The following is a 20,581-nucleotide window of genomic DNA, read 5'->3' on the forward strand; positions in this document are numbered from 1 at the left end:
ATAAATGAGCAAGAAGCTACCAAAGGTTCCCGTTGTGATCGTCGGTATGGGCTGGGCAGGCGGCATTATCGCTTCGGAACTGACGAAAGCCGGCGTGAAGGTTGTTGGATTGGAACGCGGAAAAGGCAGAAGCACCAGCGATTACTACATGGCTCATGACGAGCTCCGTTACGCGCTGCGCTATGAGATGATGCAGGACCTCTCCAAGGAAACCGTCACCTTCCGCAATAACGAAAAAATGCGGGCGCTCCCGATGCGGACGTACGGATCTTTCCTTTTGGGCGACGGTCTCGGCGGCGCAGGGTCTCACTGGAATGGGCAGTACGGACGCTTTCTGCCTTACGATTTCGAGATTCGCTCCAAAACGATCGAACGCTACGGCGAGAAAAAGATTCCAAAAGGAATGACGATTCAGGACTGGGGCATTACCTACGACGAGCTGGAGCCCTATTTCGACAAGTATGAAAAAATGGCGGGGATCTCGGGTGAAGCGGAGCAAAACCCGATGGTCGGAAAACGCTCCAACCCGTTCCCGACTCCTCCGATGAAAGTCACGCCTGGCATGAAGATGTTCATGGACGCTGCGAAAAAGCTGAATTATCACCCATACATCATTCCTTCGGCCAACCTGTCCGAGATGTACAAAAATCCGGACGGCATCGAGCGTGCCGCTTGCCAGTACTGTGCGTTCTGCGAGCGCTTCGGCTGCGAGTACGGCGCCAAAGCCGACCCGGTCGTAACCGTCATTCCAGTCGCCGAGAAAACAGGAAACCTGGATTTGCGCACGCATTCCAATGTGACCAAAATCCTGCATGACGGGAAAAAGGCAACCGGCGTGGTTTACGTCAACACCATTACCGGTGAAGAAATCGAGCAGCCTGCCGATCTCGTGGTCATGACCAGCTACGTGCTGAACAACGTCCGTCTGCTGCTCACATCCAAGCTGGGCAAACCGTACGATCCGGCATCCGGAAAAGGCGTGATCGGAAAGAACTACGCATACCAGGTAAACAGCGGGAAAGCGGTCGGCTTCTTCGACGACAAAGAGTTCAACACGTTCATGGGGGCGGGTGCGCTCGGCGCGGAGATCAGCGATTTCAACGGCGACAACTTTGACCACAGCAACTTGAACTTCCTGCACGGGGCCGGTATTCGCTTTACCCAGACTGGCGCAAGGCCGATTGCCACCAATCCGGTTCCAAAGGGCACGCCTTCCTGGGGCAAGGATTTTAAACAACAGTCGCTCAAGTATGCGAACTCGACGCTTACGCTGGCTTCCCAAGGGGCAAGCCTCCCGTGGCAGCACCACTACCTCGACCTCGATCCTACCTATAAGGATGCGTACGGAACTCCGCTTTTGCGGATCACCTTTGACTGGGAGGATCAGGACCGGGAATTGAACAAGTATCTGGCTGAGCGGGCCGGAGAGATCATGAAAGAAATGAATCCGACCAAAATGGAAGTCTCCAAAGAAATGAAATCGTACAACATCACCCCATATCAGTCCACGCACAATACGGGCGGTGTCATCATGGGGGCTGATCCGTCGACTTCCGCGGTAAACTCCTACCTGCAGATGTGGGATGCGGAGAACGTGTTTGTCGTAGGGGCTTCCGCATTCGCTCACAACGGCGGATACAACCCGACAGCTACGGTAGGGGCCCTCTCCTACAGAGCAGCCGAAGGCATTTTGAAGTACATCAAGCAAGGCGGCTCCCTCGTCTAGTCTGAAAATGCTGCCCGTTGCCTTTCATTTGGGGGTGTGTATGGAAAACAAACAAGAATTTGTTGGTCATCTGGCTGAGCTGCGAAAGAGATTGATTGTGGTCATTGTCGGCTTCTTTCTGTCACTGTGCATCGGCTTGTACATGTCCCCTGACATTTTGCTGTTTATCAAAGCGCAACCGGTGGCTGCCGATGTAGTCTGGAACGTATTTTCGTTCACGGACGGCATGTTTATCTATATGAAATGCGGCTTTCTGGTGGCGATCCTGCTGACGCTTCCGCTCGGGCTCTACCAGGCCTGGGCGTTCGTCAGGCCAGGCTTGTCCGATGACGAGGCGCGGAAGACGATCTGGTTTGTGCCGCTGTCGTGCTTTCTGTTTTTGTGCGGGATGGCGTTCAGCTATTTCGTCGCGTTTCCAATGATGGTGTCGTTCCTCTCGTCGGTGAACAAAAGCATCGGAGCGGTGGAAACGTACGGGATTGACCGCTACTTCGCCTTTATGTTCAACGTCATCTTTCCGTTGTCGGTCGCGTTTGAAATGCCGGCAGTCGTGCTGTTCCTGACGAGGATCGGGCTGATTACTCCCGCCCAACTGAAAGCCGTTCGGAAATATGTCTATCTGGGACTTGCCATCGTAGGCTCGATGATTTCTCCGCCTGATTTTGTCTCGCATTTGTCGGTCACGATTCCGCTCATTTTGTTATTCGAGCTAAGCGTCCTCATCTCAGGGTGGTATCATCGCAGATCAAGCGGTTTGCTCGTATCTGGGTCAAAGTCATAAAAAGGAGGTATGATCGATGTTCAACAGTATTGGCATCCCTGGATTAATCATTATTCTGGTCATTGCTCTGGTTGTATTCGGGCCATCCAAGCTGCCGCAATTAGGACGGGCGCTTGGGGATACCCTGCGCGAATTCCGCTCGTCGACCAAAGGCGTGGTCGATGACATCACCACCGAAGGCAAGACCGAAAACCAGCAGCAGCCTGAATCCAAGTAACACATGGCCGCTCAGGCCATATCAACATAAATCAATCTATCAGATGCAATGGAGGTAATTACAATGAACAAAAAAGCACTCACTTCTCTGATCCTCGCTTCTGCTGTAGCTCTTGCGCTGGCAGGCTGCGGAAACAGCCAATCCGACCAAGGCAGCGCTGCAAGCAATAACGCAGCAAGCACAGCTACTGCTGACGCAGGTGCGGCTCAATCCGCAGACGGCGTAAAAGAGATCAAGCTTTCCGCGACAAACTTCGAATTTGACCAAAAAGAAATTCACGTGAAAAAAGGCGATAAAATCAAGCTGACGCTGACCAATACAGAAGGCATGCACGGTGTAGCCATTCCTGATTTCAACGTAGACCTCAAAGGTGACGGAAGCGCCGAGTTTACTGCTGACAAAGCGGGCGAGTTTACATTCAACTGCTCCGTTATGTGCGGTGCCGGCCATGATACGATGACAGGAAAATTGATCGTCGAAGAATAAGCCCATCTTTCACCATAGTTTCGTGAAAAACCCAAGCGGACGTCCGAGAAGTCGGATCAGCTTGGGTTTTTTGTCGTTTTTCTGTCGCAGCCTGTTCGCAAACAGACGCAAAAATATTTGCAAAAGTCCAAAATAACGAAAATTGATTATTGAATAAAAAAAGGCGGATTTGTATAATTGCACATATGTTATTAAAATAAGGACCTATGGTCCGAATATGGAGACAAAAGGGGCGAAGGGCAACATGAACAATGGGGAACAAAAGAAGCATCCCAGAGCGTTAGAGCCTGTCACGCTGATCTTGACGATCGTCACGGCGATTCTCGGGGCGGCGATCGGGATGCAGTTGATCGTGACGTTGGGCATTACGGCCAATACGGCCATTATCGGAGCGCTCTTGGCTATGCTGATCGCGAGGGTGCCGCTTGCCTTTCTTCGCAAGATGCGCTCTGTCCATCGGCAAAATATCGTTCAGACCGCCATCTCGTCGGCGACATTCGGGGCTGCGAACAGCCTGCTCATTCCGATCGGGATTCCATATGTATTCGGGAAGCCGGAGCTGATCATGCCGATGCTGATCGGTGCGGCGCTGGCGATGTTCGTTGACGCCTTTCTGTTGTACAGGCTGTTTGACACGAAGGTCTTTCCCGCTTCGGGCACCTGGCCGGACGGACGCGCCACAGCGGAGTCGATCATTGCCGGCGACAAAGGCGGCAAACGTGCCGGATTGCTCGGTGTGGGGATTGCCGGCGGTGTAGTCGGCTCCATCCTGGGAGTGCCGATGTCTGCATTCGGTGTCGCCTTCATCGGAAACATCTGGGCACTGGCGATGTTCGGGATCGGTCTTTTGCTCAAGGGCTACTCCGGGACATTGCTTGGAATGGATTTGAAGGATTCGTATATACCGCATGGATTCATGATCGGAGCGGGAATTGTCGCCCTGATCCAGGTAAGCTTCGTCATCTTCAGGAAAAAGTCTCCGCAGCAAGGTTCAGGCGCAGAGGCGGAGCAAGCGCTGCAGGTGACCAAAGGGGAAAAGGAAACCTCGCGCACGCTTTTGACAGGGCTTTTGCTGTACATGGCGATTTCGGTCATTTTGGCAATCATTGGCGGATTGTTGACGCATATGTCGTTTGGAATGTTCTTATTGTTCATTATTTTCGCTGCTTTCGCCGCTTATTTGCACGAATTGATCGTCGGCATTTCCGCGATGCACTCCGGCTGGTTTCCGGCTTTTGCGGTGGCGCTGATCACCTTGATCCTCGGCATGCTGATCGGATTTCCGCCTGTCGCGCTGGCACTGCTCGTCGGCTTTAGTGCAGCTACGGGTCCCGCTTTTGCAGACATGGGCTACGACCTGAAGGCCGGTTATATTTTGCGCGGCAACGGCGCTGATCCCGAGTTTGAGAAAGAGGGCAGAAGACAGCAAATGACAGCCGGGATGATCGCTTTCGGCGTAGCTGTCCTCGTCGTCCTTTTCAGCTTTCACAGCCTGTTTTCGCAAAACCTCGTTCCGCCTGTCGATACCGTATACGTAGCGACGATTAACGCCGGGGTCTCTGGCGATGTGGCAGGTGAGCTGTTCCTCTGGGCGATTCCGGGCGCGATCCTGCAATTCCTCGGCGGGCCCAAGCGGCAGATGGGGATTTTGTTTGCGACGGGTTTGCTGCTTACGTATCCCGAGGCGGGCTGGGCGGTTCTCGCAGGTCTCTTGATTCGCGTCGTTATCCTGAAATGGAAAGGCCAAGAGGCGGATTCCTCGATGAATATCATGGCAGCCGGATTTATCGCGGGCGATGCTTTGTACAGCTTCTTCAGCTCCGTCTTTTCGATGAAAAAATAGAGGAAGGAAGGAGAAGGCAGATGGAAACGATTACGCTGGATGAACGCAAAATGGAGGCTGCTGTCTGGGGCGGCGCTGTCCTCGGAGGCGGAGGCGGAGGCCCGATCGAAGAAGGCATCCAGCTCGGCAGACTGGCCCTGGAGGTAGGCGAGCCGAAGCTGATTACGATAGATGAACTGCTAGATGACGAGTGGGTGGTGACGGTTTCTGCGGTGGGGGCACCTGCCGCAGCCGAGCAGTACGTCAAGCCGATGCACTATATCCGGGCCCTGCAGCTGCTGCTGGACAAGCTGGGCCGTCCGATCTCCGGGCTGATCACGAACGAAAACGGAGCGAGCACCACAGTCAATGGCTGGTTTCAGTCGGCTGTTACCGGACTGCCCGTTTTGGACGCGCCGTGCAACGGCAGAGCGCATCCGACAGGGAGCATGGGCTCGATGAATTTGACGGAGCTGGAAGGCTACGTCTCTACGCAGACGGCAGCAGGCGGATTGGGCAGCCGGTACATCGAGCTGTGCGCGTCCGGTTCCCTGGAGAACATGGCGCAAATGGTGCGCCGGGCATCTGTAGATGCGGGAGGCATGGTCGCCGTAGCCCGCAATCCCGTACAGGTGTCCTATGTGAAGCAAAACGGCTGTCCGGGAGCGATCCAGCAGGCGATCCGCATCGGCGAGACGATGCTGGCCCACACGGGAGAAAAGGCGATTGAAGCAGTGACCGAGCTCCTGCAGGGCAGAATCATCGAGGTCGGGACTGTTTCGAATTTTTCGTTGAATACGACAGGCGGATTTGATGTGGGCCGGGCCGACATTGGCAGTCTGGAGCTTACCTTTTGGAACGAGTACATGACACTTGAGTCAAATGGCGAGCGGCTGGCCACGTTCCCCGATCTGATCATGGCCTTTGATGCAGAAAGCGGACGCCCGCTGGAATCTGCCAAAATGGCAAATGGTCAAAAAGCGGCGGTCATCGCGGTGCCAAAGGAGCAGCTGCTGCTCAGCTCGACGATGCGAAACCGCAAACTGTTTGAACCTGTGGAAGAAGCGATTGGAAAACAGGTCATTTCGTACGTGTTTTCCTGAAAGGAGATGGTAAGGCATGGCATTGAAACAGACACTCATTGTCTATGAGGTGATGGACAGTCTATACGCTTCCGGGGAGAAGATCAAGGAACTGTTCTCTCCTTACAGCGATGTTCAGGTTGCAGTAGATACGGTGCAAGGAGACAAAGGCAAAACGGATTTCGTGAAAATCCTGATTCCCGGGACAGAGGGAAAATCCCGGGGAGGCTCGGCTCCGACACTCGGCATCATCGGGCAGCTCGGCGGGATCGGGGCCCGTCCGAGCCGGATCGGCATGGTATCGGATGCGGATGGCGCGGTGGCAGCGGTCGCCAGCGGCTTGAAGCTGGCAGAGATGGCGAGAAACGGCGACAGGCTGAAAGGAGACGTGCTGGTGACGACGCACATCTGTCCGGATGCGCCTACCCAGCCGCATGATCCCGTTGATTTCATGGACTCCCCTGTCGATGATCCGACGATGAACCGCTACCAGGTATGTTCGGAGATGGACGCGATATTGTCCATCGACACGTCCAAAGGAAACAGGCTGATCAATATCAAAGGCTTTGCGCTCTCCCCGACAGTGAAGGAAGGGTACATTTTGCGCGTAAGCGAGGATTTGCTGCGGATCATGGAAATGACGTCGGGACAGCTTCCGGCCACCTTCCCGATCACGCTCCAGGACATAACGCCGTACGGAAACGGCGTGTTCCATTTCAACAGCATCATGCAGCCGGCTGTCGCGACAAAGGCTCCCGTGGTCGGAGTCGCCATCACGGCACAATCTGCCGTACCCGGCTGCGGCACAGGGGCCAGCCACGAAGTAGACATCGCAGCCACCGCCCGGTTCGCCATCGAGGTAGCCAAGGAGTTTACGGCTGGCACTTGCAGCTTCTATGATCAGACGGAGTACGACCGCCTCGTCAGCCTGTACGGCTCGCTGGCGGTATTCCAGACGATGGGCAGCCAAGAGACGCCGGGAGAATCGTCATGACGATGAAAAAGCTGGGGATCGTCACGATCGGACAAGCGCCGCGGATGGATGTCGGCCCCATTTTCCAAAAATACGTCGGAGGCCGGGCGGAAATCATGCAGGCAGGCGTACTCGACGGCATGACCAAAGCGGAGGCGGAAGCGGCCTTTTCACCGGAAAAGGGTGACTACGTCTTGACCAGCAAGCTCGTGACCGGAGAGTCTGTGGTGATGTCCCGGGAAAAGATCGCGCCTGTCCTCCAGCGCAGGCTGCATGAGCTGGAAGCAGCCGGCTGCGATCCGATTGTCGTACTGTGCACCGGAACATTTGAAGGGCTTGCCACAAACAACGCCTTGTTGATCGAGCCCGATGTCATCCTGCGCTCGACCTTGTCCGCGATGCTGAAAAACAAGAGACTCGGTGTGATCGTTCCTCTGCTGGAACAGCAGGATGCGCTCGAAGACGAATGGGGGAGCCTTGTGGATGCCGTCTACGCAGCGGCTTCTCCATATGCGGAGGGGGAGACGGAACTGATCCGCGCCGCAAAAGAGCTGGCTGATCAAAATGTGGACGCGATCCTGATGGACTGCATGGGCTATGTAGAAGCGTCCAAGGCGGTCGTAGAAGCCCACGCGAATCTCCCCGTCATCCTGTCAAACGCCTTGCTTGCCAAAATCGTATCGGAACTGTACTAGGAGGGTATCGGGATATGGACACGCAATTGGTCGAAGTCAGCAAAAGCATATTGGTGACAAGTCTGGTGCTCAAGCAGGAGGATACGCTCCTGGTCGTCGCTGACCTGGAGAAAAAGGAGCTCGCGGAGGCGATTCAGAAGGCAGGTCTTGCGATCGGAGCAGAATCGCTCCTGATGGTGATGAAGGAGCGGGAAAAGGACGGGGAAGAGCCGCCGACACCGATTGCGGAAGCGATGCGGGGAGCGGACGTCGTCGTTTGTGTGACGGAGTATTCCCTCACCCATACCGAAGCGAGAAAACGTGCAGCCGCGAGCGGCGCCCGTATCGCGACGATGCCGGGGATTACAGCCGACATGTTTCTTGTAGGAGCGATCACGGCGGACTACGGTCAGGTACAGGTGCTGACGGAGCAGGTGACGCGCGTCCTGACAACTGGCCACACCGTACGGATCGAGAAGGACGGTCACTCGCTCAGCTTTTCCATCGCGGGCAGAGACGGGATTTCCAGTACGGGCGTGTACCGCAATCCCGGCGAGTCGGGCAATCTGCCTTCCGGAGAATCGTACATCGCACCTGTCGAGGGAACGGCATCGGGAAAAATCGTCGTAGACGGCTCGATTGCCGGTATCGGCAAGGTGAGCGGTCCTCTGCTCGTATCCGTTGACAAGGGACGGATCATCGATTTGGAAGGCCCTGATGCCGATCAGCTTCTGGACATGCTGGGAGAGGGAGACGGCAGGCTGCTCGGGGAGTTCGGCATCGGCACCAATGACAAGGCGCGCATCACCGGAAATGTGCTCGAGGATGAAAAGGTATACGGCACGATTCACGTAGCCTTCGGCAGCAACCGGACGTTTGGCGGCACGATTTCAGCAGGTGTCCATATCGATCTGGTCGTCCACGAGCCGGACGTGTTCATCGACGAAGCGAAAATCCTTTCCAAAGGGAGGGTGACCATCCAGCCATGATCGGTATCATCCGGGTAATCACGACTGACGATGCGGACATTCTGAATGAGCACGGCAAGCTGATCGAGAGCAAGTACGGTGTCCAAACCGTATCCGCATGCATTCCCGATCAGCCGTACGGCATTTGCGACGAGGTGACGGAGCGGCAAGCAGTCCCGAAAATCGTCGCACTGGGTCAAAGGCTGGCCGCATCAGGCTGCCGGGTTTTGGTGATCAGCTGTGCGGATGATCCGGGAATCGATGCGCTGCGTCAGCAGGTGAGGGTGCCCGTGATCGGGGCGGGCAGTGCGGCGGCACTCCTTGCCAAAGGATACGGCGAGCCAGTCGGTTTGCTCGATATCGCTGCCGAACCGCCCCGGGTCATGAAGCGGATTTTAGGCAGGCAGCTCGCTTGGCATATATCTCCGCCAGGGGTGACCAATTCCGCAGAGGTCATGGCGCCCCACGGTCGGGAAGCAGCACTGAACGCTGTGCGGACGATGGTGGAGAACGGGGCAAAGACGATCGCGTTTGCGTGCACCGGGTATTCAACCATCGGCCTGGCACCCCTCATTCGCAGGGAGTTTGGCGTGACCGTCATCGATCCAGTGGAGGCAGAAGGGCTTCTCGCCTGGTATATCGTCAAAAACAGTTGACAATTTTGGGCGGTCACAGCATCAGATGATATGGTCACAAGAGATGTCTGGCCTATAGTCGCTCAAGGTCAGCGAGCGGGCAGCACTCAGCACGAATCTTCCGTTTCTGGAAATATATATGGAAGCGAATGGCAATATCAGGACTCTTATACTATAATCGACATTGTATAAGGGAAGTGAGGCTGTGATACCGGTATGAGCTTGAAAACACTAGATAACGCTTTGGAAATTTTAAAATTTTTCACCGATGAAACCCCTGCCTGGGGTGTCCGCGAGCTGGCGAAAGAGCTGAATGTGAGCCATTCGATTGTTCATCGGGTTCTGGCCACCTATGAAAAGCACGGTTTTTTGGCGCAAAATCAGGTGACAAAAAAATATGTCCTGGGCATCAAATTTTGGGAGTACGGACAGCTTGTCCAGAAACGGCTGAAGCTCATTGACGCGATTCGGCCGATCATGCACCGGCTGTGCGAAGATACCGGCGAGTCGGTTATTTTGACGATCCTGGAGGGAATCGAAGCGGTTGACATCGAGATCGTGGAGAGCCCGCAAAAGGTAAAATACGAGCTGACAGTGGGGAATCGAGCCCCTTTGTATGTTGGAGCTTCCAGCAAGGTGCTGATGGCCTATCTCCCGGAAGAAAAGCGGGCGGAAGTGATCGAACAAGGCTTGTCTCCCTATACAGACAATACAATCGTCGATCCGAACAAACTGATCGATGATTTGGACAACATCAAAAAGCAGGGATGGTGTTATTCCAGGGGAGAGTATTTCGAGGACACATTTGGCATCAGCATCCCGCTGTTCAACAAAGATCGGGAAATCGTCGCCTCCCTGTCCATCGCGGGTCCCAGCTACCGCATGCCCGAAGAAAAGGTACAGGAAGCGCTCCATATGCTCGAAAAAAGAGGGAAAGAAATTCAGGATTACCTGAGTCAAATAGAAGTTCATCAATTGTTTCAATAAGGCGAGTTACCCGCAATTGCTTCAAGGAAAGAAATCACCTGCAATTGTAAAAGGAAAGGGACGCATGCTCTTTATCCGCTTCTCGGCGAATAGAAGGCACGCGTCCCTTTTGCGTTCCCTGCTGATTATTCCTGGATAGCAGGGGTTATGTGTTTGTCTTTAGTGCGGCGATTCCATGAGACGGACAACAACAGGCTGAACAGCAGCATGAAGGCTCCGAACAGGTACGGAAGATTGATGTGCACATCGAACAGGATACCGGCCAGAGAAGGACCGACGATATTCCCCAGGCTCATGTAGGCGTTGTTCATCCCTGCGACGAAGCCCTGCTCCTTGCCTGCCATTTTGGAGAGCAGCGTATTGATCGCGGGACGGAGGATCGATGTGAAAGTAAAGAAGATGAGGCACACCAGCATCACGTACCAGAAGTTTCCAGACAGCAGCATCAGCACCATAGTCACTGCGGAAACAAAAAAGCTGAGATTGATCAGCCGTTTTTCGCCGAAGCGGCGGAGCAGCTTGTCGATCAGAAGCGATTGAATGACAACGCCGATCAAAGCCCCGACTGTAATCAAAATGGAAATATCCTTTGGCGTATACCCGTATTTCTGATCGACGAACAGCCCGAAAATCGCCTCAAAGTTGGCCAGGCCAAACGTAAGGGTAAAGACCAGCACCAGGAGCACCAGATAAGGCGCTTTAAACGAATAGGCAAACTGCTTGAAAATGTTCTCCCGCTTTTTCTCTGAGCTGCGGGCTGCCAACTGGTCTTCCATTGACAAGGTTTCACGCAAAAACACGAAGGAAGCCAAGGTCGCAAAACAGGCGACAGCGGCAGACACATAAAACGGAACACGCAAGCCGTACTCGGCCAAAAACCCGCCGATCCCCGGCCCGATCACAAACCCGAGCGACATGGATGCTCCGAGGAGCCCCATCCCTTTTCCTCTTGCTTCCACACTCGTAATATCGGCGACGTAAGCCATCATGGAAGGGATCATGAACGCAGCGCCCATTCCCCCGATCAACCTTGACAGGTACAACAGCCACATCTGATCAGCGAGGGCAAAGATGAGCTGGGACAGTGCAAACGCGGCCAGCCCAATGACGATCATCCGCTTTCGGCCGTACTTGTCGGAAAACTCCCCGGCGATCGGTGAACAGATGAATTGGGTCAAGCCAAATGCGGCGACCAGATAGCCCAAGGCCGTACCGCTGGCCCCGAATTCCAGCATGAATTTTGGCAAAACCGGAATGATTAAGCCAATTCCAAGCATAGCAATGAACATGTTGACCATCAAGATGACGAGTGGCGCTTTTTGGATGCTCTGTTCTTTCATTCGATGGTTCTCTCCTCTCTCTCTGTGTTGCTCAATTTCTTTCAAAAACGCCACGGGACAGGAATCAGCATCCTTCCTGCTCGCAGAAAATAAGACCCATTATATAAAATCGGGGCATGGAAAGGCAACTGGGTCAAACTGTAAAATGTGCAAAATTTACAGTTTGCTGCTTTTGATGCAAAAATCCGCCTCCCATGGAAGAATTGTAGCAGCTATACCGTTAAGGATTGATGAAGATCGTGCAAAGATTTTGCGAGGGGAAAATGAAATGGGCAGTTTCAGGAAGCTTTTGCCTACGTTAGCGGCCAGGTGCCGCGGGTAAACGGGGAGCTCCCTTATACAGGAAAGGTTGGGGCAGAGGTCACGATTGAGCAAGCCCGCGAACTGGCGGAAATCTGTGTATTAAAAGGATTGAGCTGTCTGGAAGCCGAGCTCGGCAGTCTGGATAAAGTGGAGCAGGTATTGAAAGTGACCGGGTTTGTTCAGTCCGCTCCCGGCTTTTCGCAGCAGCCCAAAGTATTGGATGCCGCTTCAGAGCTGCTGCAAGCCATTTTTGGAGAAAAAGGACGGCATGCGCGCTCTGCAGTCGGTGTCGCTGAGCTGCCCGGGAATACACCGGTGGAAATCGAATTTGTGTTTGCAGTCAACGCAAATAAATGAAAGGAGAAGTGCCGATGATTCGACTGGAGCAAGTGAAGGAAGCGCGTCAACAAATCGCTGACGTCGTGCGAGTCACACCGCTCTTGAACTCCGAACAGCTCTCCCTGCGCTGCGGCAATGACATCTACTTGAAAGCGGAGCACTTGCAAAAGACAGGCTCGTTCAAAATTCGCGGAGCGACCAATAAGGTAAAGCAGGCTGTATCAGCAGGAGCCGCCTATGTGACGGCGGCATCCTCGGGCAATCACGGGCAGGCGGTGGCGTATATCGCGCAAAGGCTGGGGATTCCGGCGACGATTGTGGTACCTGAGGATGCTGCCCAGTGCAAGATCGACGCGATCCGGTCCTACCGGGGGGCGGTGGAGAAATACGGGTACACATCGGCAGAAAGGCTCCCGCGGGCAAAGGAGCTCGCAGCGAGCGAGAACGGCGTCTACATCCCCCCGTATGACGATCCTTCCATCATGGCCGGACAGGGAACCATCGGGCTGGAAATACTGGAACAGCTCAGCGACGTGGATGCGATCATCGTACCCATCGGCGGAGGCAGACTGATTTCCGGCATTTTGACTGCAGTAAAGGAATCCAGGCCAAAAGTCCGGGTGATCGGTGTGGAGCCGGCATTGGCAAACGATACATGGCTTTCGCTGAAGCAGCGAAGCATCGTGTCCGTCCCGGGCCCGAAAACAATTGCGGACGGCCTCAGGACGACGCAGCCGGGTGACCTTACCTTTCCAGTCCTGATGAAGCACCTCGATGATCTGGTCCTCGTCAGCGAGGAGGAAATCCGGCAGGCGTTGCGGTTTGTGCTGGAGCGCATGAAGCAGATGATCGAGCCGTCCAGCGCTACGACTGTGGCAGCAGCTATGTTCGGCAAGCTGCCATTCTCCGGCAAAAAAGTCGTGACGGTCATTTCCGGCGGCAATGTCGACGTCGATGGGCTTTACTTATTTTTGAAAGCGTAAAAGAGCCAAATACGAGGAAGCATTGAAAATTTTGACAGGCATGTGGCTTTTGGATCCTCCAAAAAATCCGCCTCTTTTCCAAATAATAGAGGTGGATTTTTCGTTTTTTTGCTATCTTAGCTTCACTGGAGGGATTTTTATATTCACACAGGCTATAATCAAGCGGACAATCTTTGACGAACTGAGCGATGAGCGGTTGGGATGGGCGTGTATTGAGCACGTCGTCGTGCCGTTGCGGGGCAAGCACCCGGATCACAAGGCTAGACCGATGCCCGTTTCCGGCGAATCTCGGAGGCGGGTTTTTTCATGTGTGCGTTTTTTGTAAGGGAATCTTAAGAATTTCTACGCAAAATTCCCGGTGTTTCTTCAGTAGAATACATAGAGTTCTTATCGCTTTGCTAAAAGAGGGAGAAGTCATGAATTCTACTATTTTAATCGTCGATGCTGAACGGGAATACGCGGAGTATATCGAGCTTTTCCTGAAAAACGAGAATTACAGCATTCACAAATGCGATACGGCCGAAGAGGCTCTTCGCTGTCTCGATTCTGTTCGGCCTGACCTTGCCATTATGGACGTCACGCTGCCGGGGATGGACGGATTCGCGCTCTGCCGACACATTCGGGAAACATCCTATTTTCCGATCATCATGCTGTCAGCGCGAGACGAGGAAATCGACCGAATCACCGCCTTGGCGCTCGGAGCGGATGACTATCTCACAAAGCCGTGCCGTCCGCTGGAGCTTGTCGCTCGCGTAAAAGCACAGCTTAGAAGATACACAACATACAATCGTGATCCACAGCAGGAGGATGACAAAATCGCTTTTGCGGGTCTTCTATTAAATAGAAACTCCCACGAATGCTTCTTGAACGGAAACCTTTTGCCACTCACGCCTACCGAATTTTCGATCCTCTGGCTCTTGAGTGAGAACAGAGGACAGGTGGTCAGCTCCGAGAAATTGTTCCAGGAGGTTTGGGGAGAAAAATACTACAGTCATAATACCAACACCGTCATGGTTCATATCAGGAATTTGCGTGAAAAGCTGAATGACTCGGCAGAAAGTCCGACGTATATCAAAACGGTACGGGGCGTTGGCTACAAAATGGATCCGTAAACGGACAGACAACAGCCGCATCTCTGTATGAGAAATACGGCAGTATTCAGCCTAAGATCAATTCATTTTGCTGCAAGCATACGCTTTTGCTTTTCTGCATGGGCTTTGGGAAGATGGAAGATTCCCGAAGAAGCCAAAACGCCGACGATGACGAGAGCAGCCCCGATCATTTGAAAGAACGTTATCGGGGTTCCTGCGGCAAATGAAATGATCATCGTAACGACAGGAACAAGATTAAAAAACAGAGAAGTTTTCCCAGCCCCGATTTCTTTTACCCCTTGATTCCACCACAGATAGCCCAAAACGCTTGTAAAGACAGCCATAAAGGCAACCGCGCCCCAAGCGCCGACCGGAACATCCGGAAGAGGAACAGGGTTGGACGTAAACAAAGAAGCGACGATTAACCCAATCGCGCCGGCCGCCATCGTGTATGTTGTCGTAGACAGCGGAGTGGCGTCCTTTATAAAGCGGCGTCCAAGCACGGCATATAGCGTCCAGCAAAGGTTGCCTGCAAAAATAAGCAGATCTCCGACTGAAACCGACAAGGTGGCGATCGCCTCCAGCGAGCCCTGGGTAATGACGAGAAACACGCCGATAAAGGCAAAAGCGATGCCGACTGCCTGTCTTTTCACAATTTTTTCCTTCAAGATCATCCGGGCGAAAATGGTCGTGAGCAAAGGATTCAATCCCATGATCAAGGCCGCGTTGACAGGTGACGTATATTTCATGCCGATAAAAAACAGAGCGTTGAATCCAAAGATCCCGACAATTCCAAGGACTGCATAGGCGATTGCATTTTTCTTGAGCAGGCTTTTGTTTACCCCTTCCGTCAAAAGCAAAATGACCAGCATGACCACGGCAGCCAAACCAAAACGCCACGCCGCCGCGGAGGAAGGCGCCAAGTATTCGACTGTGTATTTGGCGAGGTTGAAGGTGGCTCCTGTAAAAATAGAAAACCCGAGCAGCATCGCGTATATTTTCATAGGCTTCATTTGATGTTCACCCCTCACTCAGCATGGAATGGTAGGAGTCGAGCTTCGACTTTGTTGCCGCGATCACTTCTTCGAGCTCCTTCTTCTTCGCTTCCATATTCTCCAGATGCTTCGTTAAAATCTCGATGCGCCTGTTTAAGGATGGGGTAAGCTCCTTTATCGGCACATCCAGGTGAATCTTTTCCATGATACAGCCGTCTTTTACAAACTCATGGATTTCTTCCAGAGACATGCCGGTTTCCTTTACGCTCTTCAGGAACCGCATGAAGCGGAGATCCGTTTCCGTGTAGCAGCGTCTCCCCGCGCTGTCTCGTTTGGGCGGGGGGAGCAACCCGATTTTTTCGTAATACCGCAATGTATACGAGCTGATGCCGCACTTTTCAGCAGCTTCCCGAATGGTGAACAAGATCATCATCCCTCTCTGTAGATGTAGAACTAGCCTACCTCTTAGAGGTAACTCTAAGTCAAGCAAAGAAATGCAGTTCAAAAACGATTGTTTGCCGCTGTCTGGTATCATAGATCGATTCATTATCCGATCAAAGGAAAACCCTGCTCTTTGGTTCCGGGAATCCGAAGCAGGGTTGGTCGTTTTTTCAGGCCTCTATTCCAGCTCACCTGTTCTGGAAACGTCATGATTCCGTAATGATTTCGTAAGGATTCCCTTAGGCAAAGTTAAAGGACGGCCTGTCTCGTTTCGCTACAATACAATTGCCTGCTTCCCGCAAGCCGGGGCACAGGCATTGTTGGAGGAGGGAGCGGGAACCGATGGAAAAGAAAAAAATAGCCATCCTGTTTGGCGGATGTTCCACAGAGTATGAAGTTTCTCTGCAATCCGCCTATGCAGTCATAAAACACGTCAATCAATCCCTGTATGAAACGGTTTTGATCGGAATCACGAGGCAGGGAGAATGGCTTCGGTATAACGGAAGCCTTGAACAGATTATGGATGATACTTGGAGCACAGACCCGGGCTGCGTGCATGCCGTTATTTCTCCAAGCAGGCATGTTCGGGGTGTGATCGAGTTTCATCGGGACGGAATAAAAGCGACCAGGATCGATGCCGCATTTCCCGTCCTGCATGGAAAAAACGGCGAAGACGGCACGATTCAAGGCTTGCTTGAACTGGCCGGAATCCCTGTCGTAGGATGCGGCACGCTCAGCTCGGCGCTGTGCATGGATAAAGACATGGCTCACAAAATCGCCATGCAGGCGGGAATCAAGGTGCCCCGTTCCATCGTCGTAAACGGCAAAATCAGCGAGGGAGAATTGCAACAGTTGGTCCGGGAGCTTTCTTATCCGTTGTTTGTCAAACCTGCGAGGGCAGGGTCATCGTTTGGCATCACCAAAGTCGAGCGAGAAGACGGCCTTTTCAAAGCGGCGGTGAACGCTCTGGAGTACGATCCAAAAGTCGTCATCGAGGAGGGCATCGACGGATTCGAAGTAGGCTGCGCCGTGATGGGAAATGAGGAACTGATTATCGGCGAAGTGGACGAAATCGAACTGTCGCAAGGGTTCTTTGACTACACCGAAAAATATACGCTCAAAACCTCCAAAATCCACATGCCAGCCAGAGTCGACGAGCAGACAGCCGAACGGATAAAGCATACAGCGGCTGCGATCTACAAGGCGCTGGACTGCCGCGGCTTTGCCAGAGTCGACATGTTTGTAACGCCGGGGGGAGAGCTTGTTTTTAATGAAGTGAATACCATCCCGGGCTTTACCGCCCACAGCCGTTATCCGAATATGCTCAAGGGCATTGGCATGTCGTTTGAGGAAATCGTAGACAAGCTGATAAGGATGGCGATCGAGGAATGAACACATTGATTTTGGAACAAGCCAATATGCATAAAGGCAGCCTGATCTTGATCAACAGAATGCACCCGGTTTTTGAAGAGCCTGCGGAAGACATGCTCATCCCCGCAGATCACAGGCACCCGGACATTTTGCTGGAACGAAGGGCGGCGGCGATGTACGCAGCGCTGATTCACTCGCTCGACGGCGGAGAGCGGATCGTCCCTGTCAGCGGCTATCGCACAAAAAAAGAACAGGAAACCATCTACACCGAGTCGATGCGGGAAAACGGCGAGGAATTTACGCGAAAGTACGTAGCTTATCCGAACCACAGCGAGCACCAGACAGGGCTGGCGATTGACGTGGGCGAGCAGAAGGAAGAGATCGACTTTATCAGGCCGGACTTTCCCTATACCGGCATCTGTCAGGAGTTCCGGCTAAAAGCAGCGAGGTACGGGTTTATTGAACGCTACCCGCAAGGAAAAGAGGCCATTACAGGCATCGCCCACGAGCCCTGGCACTTCCGGTATGTCGGTTATCCGCATGCGGAGCTGATCCGGAAGCATCAGTTTACCCTGGAAGAGTATACGGAGTTTGTGAAAAGCTTCCCCTATGGGGGAGAGCACTTGTTGTTTGAAGCAGATGGACAAACAGCAGAAATTTTTTACGTACATGCCCTGTCTTCCCCGACAGTGCGGATTGACATTCCGAGCGGCGCCCGCTGCGAGGTGTCGGGAAATAACGTGGATGGATTCGTGGCAACGGTTTGGAGGAAGAACGGATGAAACAGGACGCGGGCTATGCGGGCATTGATACCTTTCGCATCATCGCAGCCTTTCTGGTTGTGGCCATCCACACGTACCCGCTCGTCTCCGTCAGCGAGACAGGGGACTTTATCTTGACGAGAATTTTGGGGCGGGTAGCCGTCCCGTTTTTCTTTATGGCAACGGGATTTTTTTTGCTGCCGCGATACATGGACGAGAAGCGTGGAGACAGGGGCAGCCTGGCCAAATTTTTTGTCAAGTCGTGCAAGCTGTATGGCATGGCGATCCTGCTTTTTCTCCCCGTAAACGTGTATGCCGGCTACTTTGAAACCACGCCGCTTTTGCCCAACCTGCTGAAGGATATTTTCTTCGATGGCACGTTTTATCATTTGTGGTACTTGCCGGCGACGATTCTGGGAGCGGGGCTCGTATATCTTCTGCTGCGAAGCTGCAAGACCGGCGTGGTGGCGTTGATTGCCGGGCTGCTTTACATGATCGGGCTCGGCGGGGACAGCTATTACGGCCTGACATCGCAGGTGCCGCTTTTTGCGCAGTTTTACGACGTGCTGTTCAGCTTCTCGGATTACACGCGAAACGGCTTGTTTTTTGCCCCGGTTTTTCTCTTGCTCGGCGGGCTGATCGCGCGGCAGACAAGCGGATTTGGCTTGAGAGAAAGCATGGGCGGACTTGCCGTTTCGCTCTTGCTTTTGCTCGCGGAAGGCTTGCTCTTGCACCATTTTTCTCTCCAGCGCCATGACAGCATGTACGTGATGCTGCTCCCCTGCATGTTTTTCCTGTTTCAATCCTTGCTTCTATGGAGGGGAAAAAGCAGCCGAAGCCTGCGGACCATTTCGATGATTGTCTACATCATTCACCCGCTGGCGATTATTGTCGTGCGCGGATTTGCCAAGATTGCGAAAATGCAGCCGCTTTTGATTGAAAATAGTATCGTCCACTATGTGGCGGTAGCCGCTCTGTCATTTGCGGGGGCTATCTTGCTCACCAAGCTGCTGCAGCGGAAGAGAGAAAGGAAGATCGTATGAAAAGCAGGGCGTGGGCGGAGATCAACTTGAACCATCTTCGCCACAATGCAAAGGTTTTAAAGGAGCTTTTGCCGCCGAAGTGCGAAGTGATGGCGGTCGTGAAAGCAAATGCATACGGGCACGGAGATGCGGTTGTCGCAAAGGAACTGAATCGAATCGGGATTTCTGCCTTTGCCGTGGCTGCCATCCGGGAGGGTGTACATCTGCGAAGACAGGGAATAACAGGAGAGATCCTCATCCTCGGTTATACTTCACCGGAGGAATTTGCGGATCTGGTCCGGTACGATTTGACGCAGACGGTCGTCGATTGCGAATACGGCAAGCTTTTGGATCAGTATGGACGCAAAATAAAGGTTCACGTAAAGATTGACACAGGGATGCACCGGCTCGGGGAGGACTATCAAAACGTACGCGGGATAGCCGGCATGTTTGCTTTCAAAAACTTGAGCGTGGAGGGCATCTTTACGCATCTTGGCATGGCCGATGATTCCAGCCCGGCGGGAATGAATTTCTCCCGCTTTCAGATCGACAATTTTTACAGCGTGCTGGCCCAGCTAAGGGATTGGGGATACGACCTGCCAAACGTACACATCCAGAGCAGCTACGGCGTGTTGAACTTTCCCGAGCTGCAGTGCGACTACGCCCGGATCGGCATTGCCTTGTACGGCGTGCTGAGTACGGCAGAGGATCAAACGAAGTTGTCCGTGGACCTGCGCCCGGTCCTCTCCTTGAAGGCGAGGGTAGCGCTCACAAAAGAGATCGGGGCGGGCGAGACCGTCGGGTATGGGTGCCGCTTTACCGCTCCTTACGACATGACAATCGCAGTCGTTTCCATCGGATATGCGGACGGCTTTCCCAGATGCTTGTCGTGCGGCGGCGGTTATGTGCTGGTGAAAGGGAAAAAGGCTCCTGTCATCGGCAGAATTTGCATGGACCAGCTCATGATCGATTGCAGCGGGATACCGGATGTCCGGCAAAATGACATCGTGACGTTGATCGGCGAGGACGGCACGGAGCGGATAACAGCGGAGCAGGTCGCAAAGCAGGCAGGAACGATTACGAATGAATTGTGCAGCAGGCTGGGAAATCGGCTTGAGCGCGTCTATGTGTCGGATTGACGGAAAACGGATCGTGGCAGGAAAAGACCCCGTCTGTCACATTTGCGCGGAGGCCGGGTTGTTGATTTTTGTTCATAATTGACGGCCGGCTTCCCAATCAAACTCCTCAAGAGTAAGATTTTGAAAATAATTTGAACAAAAAGTGAACAACAAGTGAAAAGTGTGTTACAATGTAAGTAACAATATTTCGAAAACACAAAGACAGGGGTCATGTGTTATGAATAACGGGATGAAAGCAGCAAACACACTCAAATGGTTCGCTTGGATCACTTTCTTCATCGGTGCACTTTTGTTCGTTACGCATGTAAGCGATTTCAGGGCGGAAAACTTCGGTCTGATGGCAGCGATCGGGTTTTTGATTGCAGCGTCGAATATTTTCCTGCTCAGCGTTGTATTTCGACTGCTTCATCTGGAACCGAACAGTTAAACCAGTATGACCAGACGG

At 53.2% G+C, this 20,581-nt stretch carries 19 protein-coding genes and 2 pseudogenes; 18 read left to right on the forward strand and 3 right to left on the reverse strand.

Annotated elements, in window-relative coordinates:
- The first annotated feature begins 4 nt into the window (after positions 1-4).
- From NSQ24_RS06770 to NSQ24_RS06820, 11 genes are all read left to right on the forward strand, one after another.
- Positions 5-1,726: a GMC family oxidoreductase gene (locus tag NSQ24_RS06770; RefSeq protein WP_024983500.1), complete on the forward strand. Its 1,722-nt coding sequence runs from the start codon at positions 5-7 to the stop codon at positions 1,724-1,726.
- Positions 1,727-1,766: 40 nt separating this feature from the next.
- Positions 1,767-2,507 carry a twin-arginine translocase subunit TatC gene (gene tatC / locus NSQ24_RS06775; RefSeq protein ID WP_024983499.1) on the forward strand — a complete coding sequence of 247 codons (741 nt, stop codon included), beginning with the start codon at positions 1,767-1,769 and terminating at the stop codon, positions 2,505-2,507.
- A 16-nt stretch (positions 2,508-2,523) separates the two neighbouring features.
- Positions 2,524-2,724, forward strand: a complete 201-nt coding sequence (locus tag NSQ24_RS06780; protein WP_003388163.1) for a twin-arginine translocase TatA/TatE family subunit — start codon at positions 2,524-2,526, stop codon at positions 2,722-2,724.
- A gap of 63 nt (positions 2,725-2,787) precedes the next feature.
- On the forward strand, positions 2,788-3,210 hold the full coding sequence (locus NSQ24_RS06785) for a cupredoxin domain-containing protein (RefSeq protein ID WP_003388162.1): 423 nt from the start codon (positions 2,788-2,790) through the stop codon (positions 3,208-3,210).
- Between the two features lie 244 nt (positions 3,211-3,454).
- Entirely contained in the window at positions 3,455-5,053 is a 1,599-nt protein-coding gene (locus tag NSQ24_RS06790; protein WP_172921078.1) for an OPT/YSL family transporter, read from the forward strand.
- Positions 5,054-5,073: 20 nt separating this feature from the next.
- Positions 5,074-6,135 carry a DUF917 family protein gene (locus NSQ24_RS06795; RefSeq protein WP_024983496.1) on the forward strand — a complete coding sequence of 354 codons (1,062 nt, stop codon included), beginning with the start codon at positions 5,074-5,076 and terminating at the stop codon, positions 6,133-6,135.
- A 16-nt stretch (positions 6,136-6,151) separates the two neighbouring features.
- Positions 6,152-7,108 (forward strand): DUF1177 domain-containing protein, encoded by a 957-nt coding sequence (locus tag NSQ24_RS06800; RefSeq protein ID WP_172921077.1) that lies wholly within the window; start codon positions 6,152-6,154, stop codon positions 7,106-7,108.
- Positions 7,105-7,782 (forward strand): AroM family protein, encoded by a 678-nt coding sequence (locus NSQ24_RS06805; RefSeq protein WP_172921076.1) that lies wholly within the window; start codon positions 7,105-7,107, stop codon positions 7,780-7,782. Before NSQ24_RS06800 ends, NSQ24_RS06805 begins: the two co-directional genes overlap by 4 nt.
- Positions 7,783-7,796: 14 nt before the next feature.
- A complete protein-coding gene (locus tag NSQ24_RS06810; RefSeq protein WP_172921075.1) occupies positions 7,797-8,750 on the forward strand; it encodes an aminopeptidase in 954 nt (317 codons plus the stop codon).
- Positions 8,747-9,385: an aspartate/glutamate racemase family protein gene (locus NSQ24_RS06815; protein WP_172921074.1), complete on the forward strand. Its 639-nt coding sequence runs from the start codon at positions 8,747-8,749 to the stop codon at positions 9,383-9,385. The genes NSQ24_RS06810 and NSQ24_RS06815 overlap by 4 nt, the downstream gene beginning before the upstream one ends.
- A 195-nt stretch (positions 9,386-9,580) precedes the next feature.
- A complete protein-coding gene (locus tag NSQ24_RS06820) occupies positions 9,581-10,351 on the forward strand; it encodes an IclR family transcriptional regulator (RefSeq protein WP_024983492.1) in 771 nt (256 codons plus the stop codon).
- A 125-nt stretch (positions 10,352-10,476) separates the two neighbouring features.
- On the opposite strand, the gene NSQ24_RS06825 is transcribed toward NSQ24_RS06820, so the two are convergent.
- Complete coding sequence (locus NSQ24_RS06825) at positions 10,477-11,727, reverse strand: MFS transporter (RefSeq protein WP_275261635.1); 1,251 nt, start codon at positions 11,725-11,727, stop codon at positions 10,477-10,479.
- A 261-nt stretch (positions 11,728-11,988) separates the two neighbouring features.
- On the opposite strand from NSQ24_RS06825, the pseudogene NSQ24_RS06830 reads away from it, so the two are divergent.
- The 3 genes and pseudogenes from NSQ24_RS06830 to NSQ24_RS06840 form a co-directional block, all read left to right on the forward strand.
- Positions 11,989-12,351 (forward strand): annotated as a pseudogene (locus tag NSQ24_RS06830) (RidA family protein); the annotation flags it as partial.
- A 14-nt stretch (positions 12,352-12,365) separates the two neighbouring features.
- On the forward strand, positions 12,366-13,316 hold the full coding sequence (locus NSQ24_RS06835) for a threonine/serine dehydratase (protein ID WP_339167494.1): 951 nt from the start codon (positions 12,366-12,368) through the stop codon (positions 13,314-13,316).
- Positions 13,317-13,732: 416 nt separating this feature from the next.
- Positions 13,733-14,428, forward strand: coding sequence for a response regulator transcription factor (locus NSQ24_RS06840; RefSeq protein WP_003388149.1), 696 nt, complete (start codon positions 13,733-13,735; stop codon positions 14,426-14,428).
- Between the two features lie 62 nt (positions 14,429-14,490).
- Here NSQ24_RS06840 and NSQ24_RS06845 read toward each other — a convergent pair whose 3' ends face one another.
- Both NSQ24_RS06845 and NSQ24_RS06850 read right to left on the reverse strand, forming a co-directional pair.
- Positions 14,491-15,420, reverse strand: coding sequence for an EamA family transporter (locus NSQ24_RS06845; RefSeq protein ID WP_031932181.1), 930 nt, complete (start codon positions 15,418-15,420; stop codon positions 14,491-14,493).
- A 7-nt stretch (positions 15,421-15,427) separates the two neighbouring features.
- On the reverse strand, positions 15,428-15,832 hold the full coding sequence (locus tag NSQ24_RS06850) for a MerR family transcriptional regulator (RefSeq protein WP_081924324.1): 405 nt from the start codon (positions 15,830-15,832) through the stop codon (positions 15,428-15,430).
- Positions 15,833-16,185: 353 nt separating this feature from the next.
- On the opposite strand from NSQ24_RS06850, the gene vanG reads away from it, so the two are divergent.
- The 4 genes and pseudogenes from vanG to NSQ24_RS06870 all read left to right on the forward strand — a co-directional run bounded on the left by vanG (position 16,186) and on the right by NSQ24_RS06870 (position 20,563).
- Complete coding sequence (gene vanG, locus NSQ24_RS06855) at positions 16,186-17,235, forward strand: D-alanine--D-serine ligase VanG (RefSeq protein WP_339167496.1); 1,050 nt, start codon at positions 16,186-16,188, stop codon at positions 17,233-17,235.
- Positions 17,232-17,996, forward strand: coding sequence for a M15 family metallopeptidase (locus NSQ24_RS06860; protein WP_031932183.1), 765 nt, complete (start codon positions 17,232-17,234; stop codon positions 17,994-17,996). Before vanG ends, NSQ24_RS06860 begins: the two co-directional genes overlap by 4 nt.
- Positions 17,993-20,136: pseudogene (vanT, locus tag NSQ24_RS06865) on the forward strand (serine racemase VanT catalytic subunit). The gene NSQ24_RS06860 and the pseudogene vanT overlap by 4 nt, the downstream one beginning before the upstream one ends.
- Positions 20,137-20,353: 217 nt before the next feature.
- Positions 20,354-20,563 carry a hypothetical protein gene (locus NSQ24_RS06870; RefSeq protein WP_003388141.1) on the forward strand — a complete coding sequence of 70 codons (210 nt, stop codon included), beginning with the start codon at positions 20,354-20,356 and terminating at the stop codon, positions 20,561-20,563.
- Positions 20,564-20,581: the final 18 nt, after the last annotated feature.

This window comes from Brevibacillus sp. FSL L8-0520 (assembly GCF_037963895.1).
In the GTDB taxonomy this organism is placed as follows: domain Bacteria; phylum Bacillota; class Bacilli; order Brevibacillales; family Brevibacillaceae; genus Brevibacillus; species Brevibacillus borstelensis.

Bases quoted from the DNA above. Each gene is read 5' to 3' on its own strand.
- NSQ24_RS06795 (WP_024983496.1), top strand. From the start codon at position 5,074: ATGGAAACGATTACGCTGGATGAACGCAAAATGGAGGCTGCTGTCTGG.
- tatC (WP_024983499.1), top strand. From the start codon at position 1,767: ATGGAAAACAAACAAGAATTTGTTGGTCATCTGGCTGAGCTGCGAAAG.
- NSQ24_RS06850 (WP_081924324.1), bottom strand. From the start codon at position 15,832: ATGATCTTGTTCACCATTCGGGAAGCTGCTGAAAAGTGCGGCATCAGC.
- NSQ24_RS06780 (WP_003388163.1), top strand. From the start codon at position 2,524: ATGTTCAACAGTATTGGCATCCCTGGATTAATCATTATTCTGGTCATT.
- NSQ24_RS06805 (WP_172921076.1), top strand. From the start codon at position 7,105: ATGACGATGAAAAAGCTGGGGATCGTCACGATCGGACAAGCGCCGCGG.
- NSQ24_RS06870 (WP_003388141.1), top strand. From the start codon at position 20,354: ATGAATAACGGGATGAAAGCAGCAAACACACTCAAATGGTTCGCTTGG.
- NSQ24_RS06815 (WP_172921074.1), top strand. From the start codon at position 8,747: ATGATCGGTATCATCCGGGTAATCACGACTGACGATGCGGACATTCTG.
- NSQ24_RS06790 (WP_172921078.1), top strand. From the start codon at position 3,455: ATGAACAATGGGGAACAAAAGAAGCATCCCAGAGCGTTAGAGCCTGTC.
- vanG (WP_339167496.1), top strand. From the start codon at position 16,186: ATGGAAAAGAAAAAAATAGCCATCCTGTTTGGCGGATGTTCCACAGAG.
- NSQ24_RS06835 (WP_339167494.1), top strand. From the start codon at position 12,366: ATGATTCGACTGGAGCAAGTGAAGGAAGCGCGTCAACAAATCGCTGAC.
- NSQ24_RS06810 (WP_172921075.1), top strand. From the start codon at position 7,797: ATGGACACGCAATTGGTCGAAGTCAGCAAAAGCATATTGGTGACAAGT.
- NSQ24_RS06840 (WP_003388149.1), top strand. From the start codon at position 13,733: ATGAATTCTACTATTTTAATCGTCGATGCTGAACGGGAATACGCGGAG.
- NSQ24_RS06770 (WP_024983500.1), top strand. From the start codon at position 5: ATGAGCAAGAAGCTACCAAAGGTTCCCGTTGTGATCGTCGGTATGGGC.
- NSQ24_RS06785 (WP_003388162.1), top strand. From the start codon at position 2,788: ATGAACAAAAAAGCACTCACTTCTCTGATCCTCGCTTCTGCTGTAGCT.
- NSQ24_RS06820 (WP_024983492.1), top strand. From the start codon at position 9,581: ATGAGCTTGAAAACACTAGATAACGCTTTGGAAATTTTAAAATTTTTC.
- NSQ24_RS06800 (WP_172921077.1), top strand. From the start codon at position 6,152: ATGGCATTGAAACAGACACTCATTGTCTATGAGGTGATGGACAGTCTA.
- NSQ24_RS06860 (WP_031932183.1), top strand. From the start codon at position 17,232: ATGAACACATTGATTTTGGAACAAGCCAATATGCATAAAGGCAGCCTG.
- NSQ24_RS06845 (WP_031932181.1), bottom strand. From the start codon at position 15,420: ATGAAGCCTATGAAAATATACGCGATGCTGCTCGGGTTTTCTATTTTT.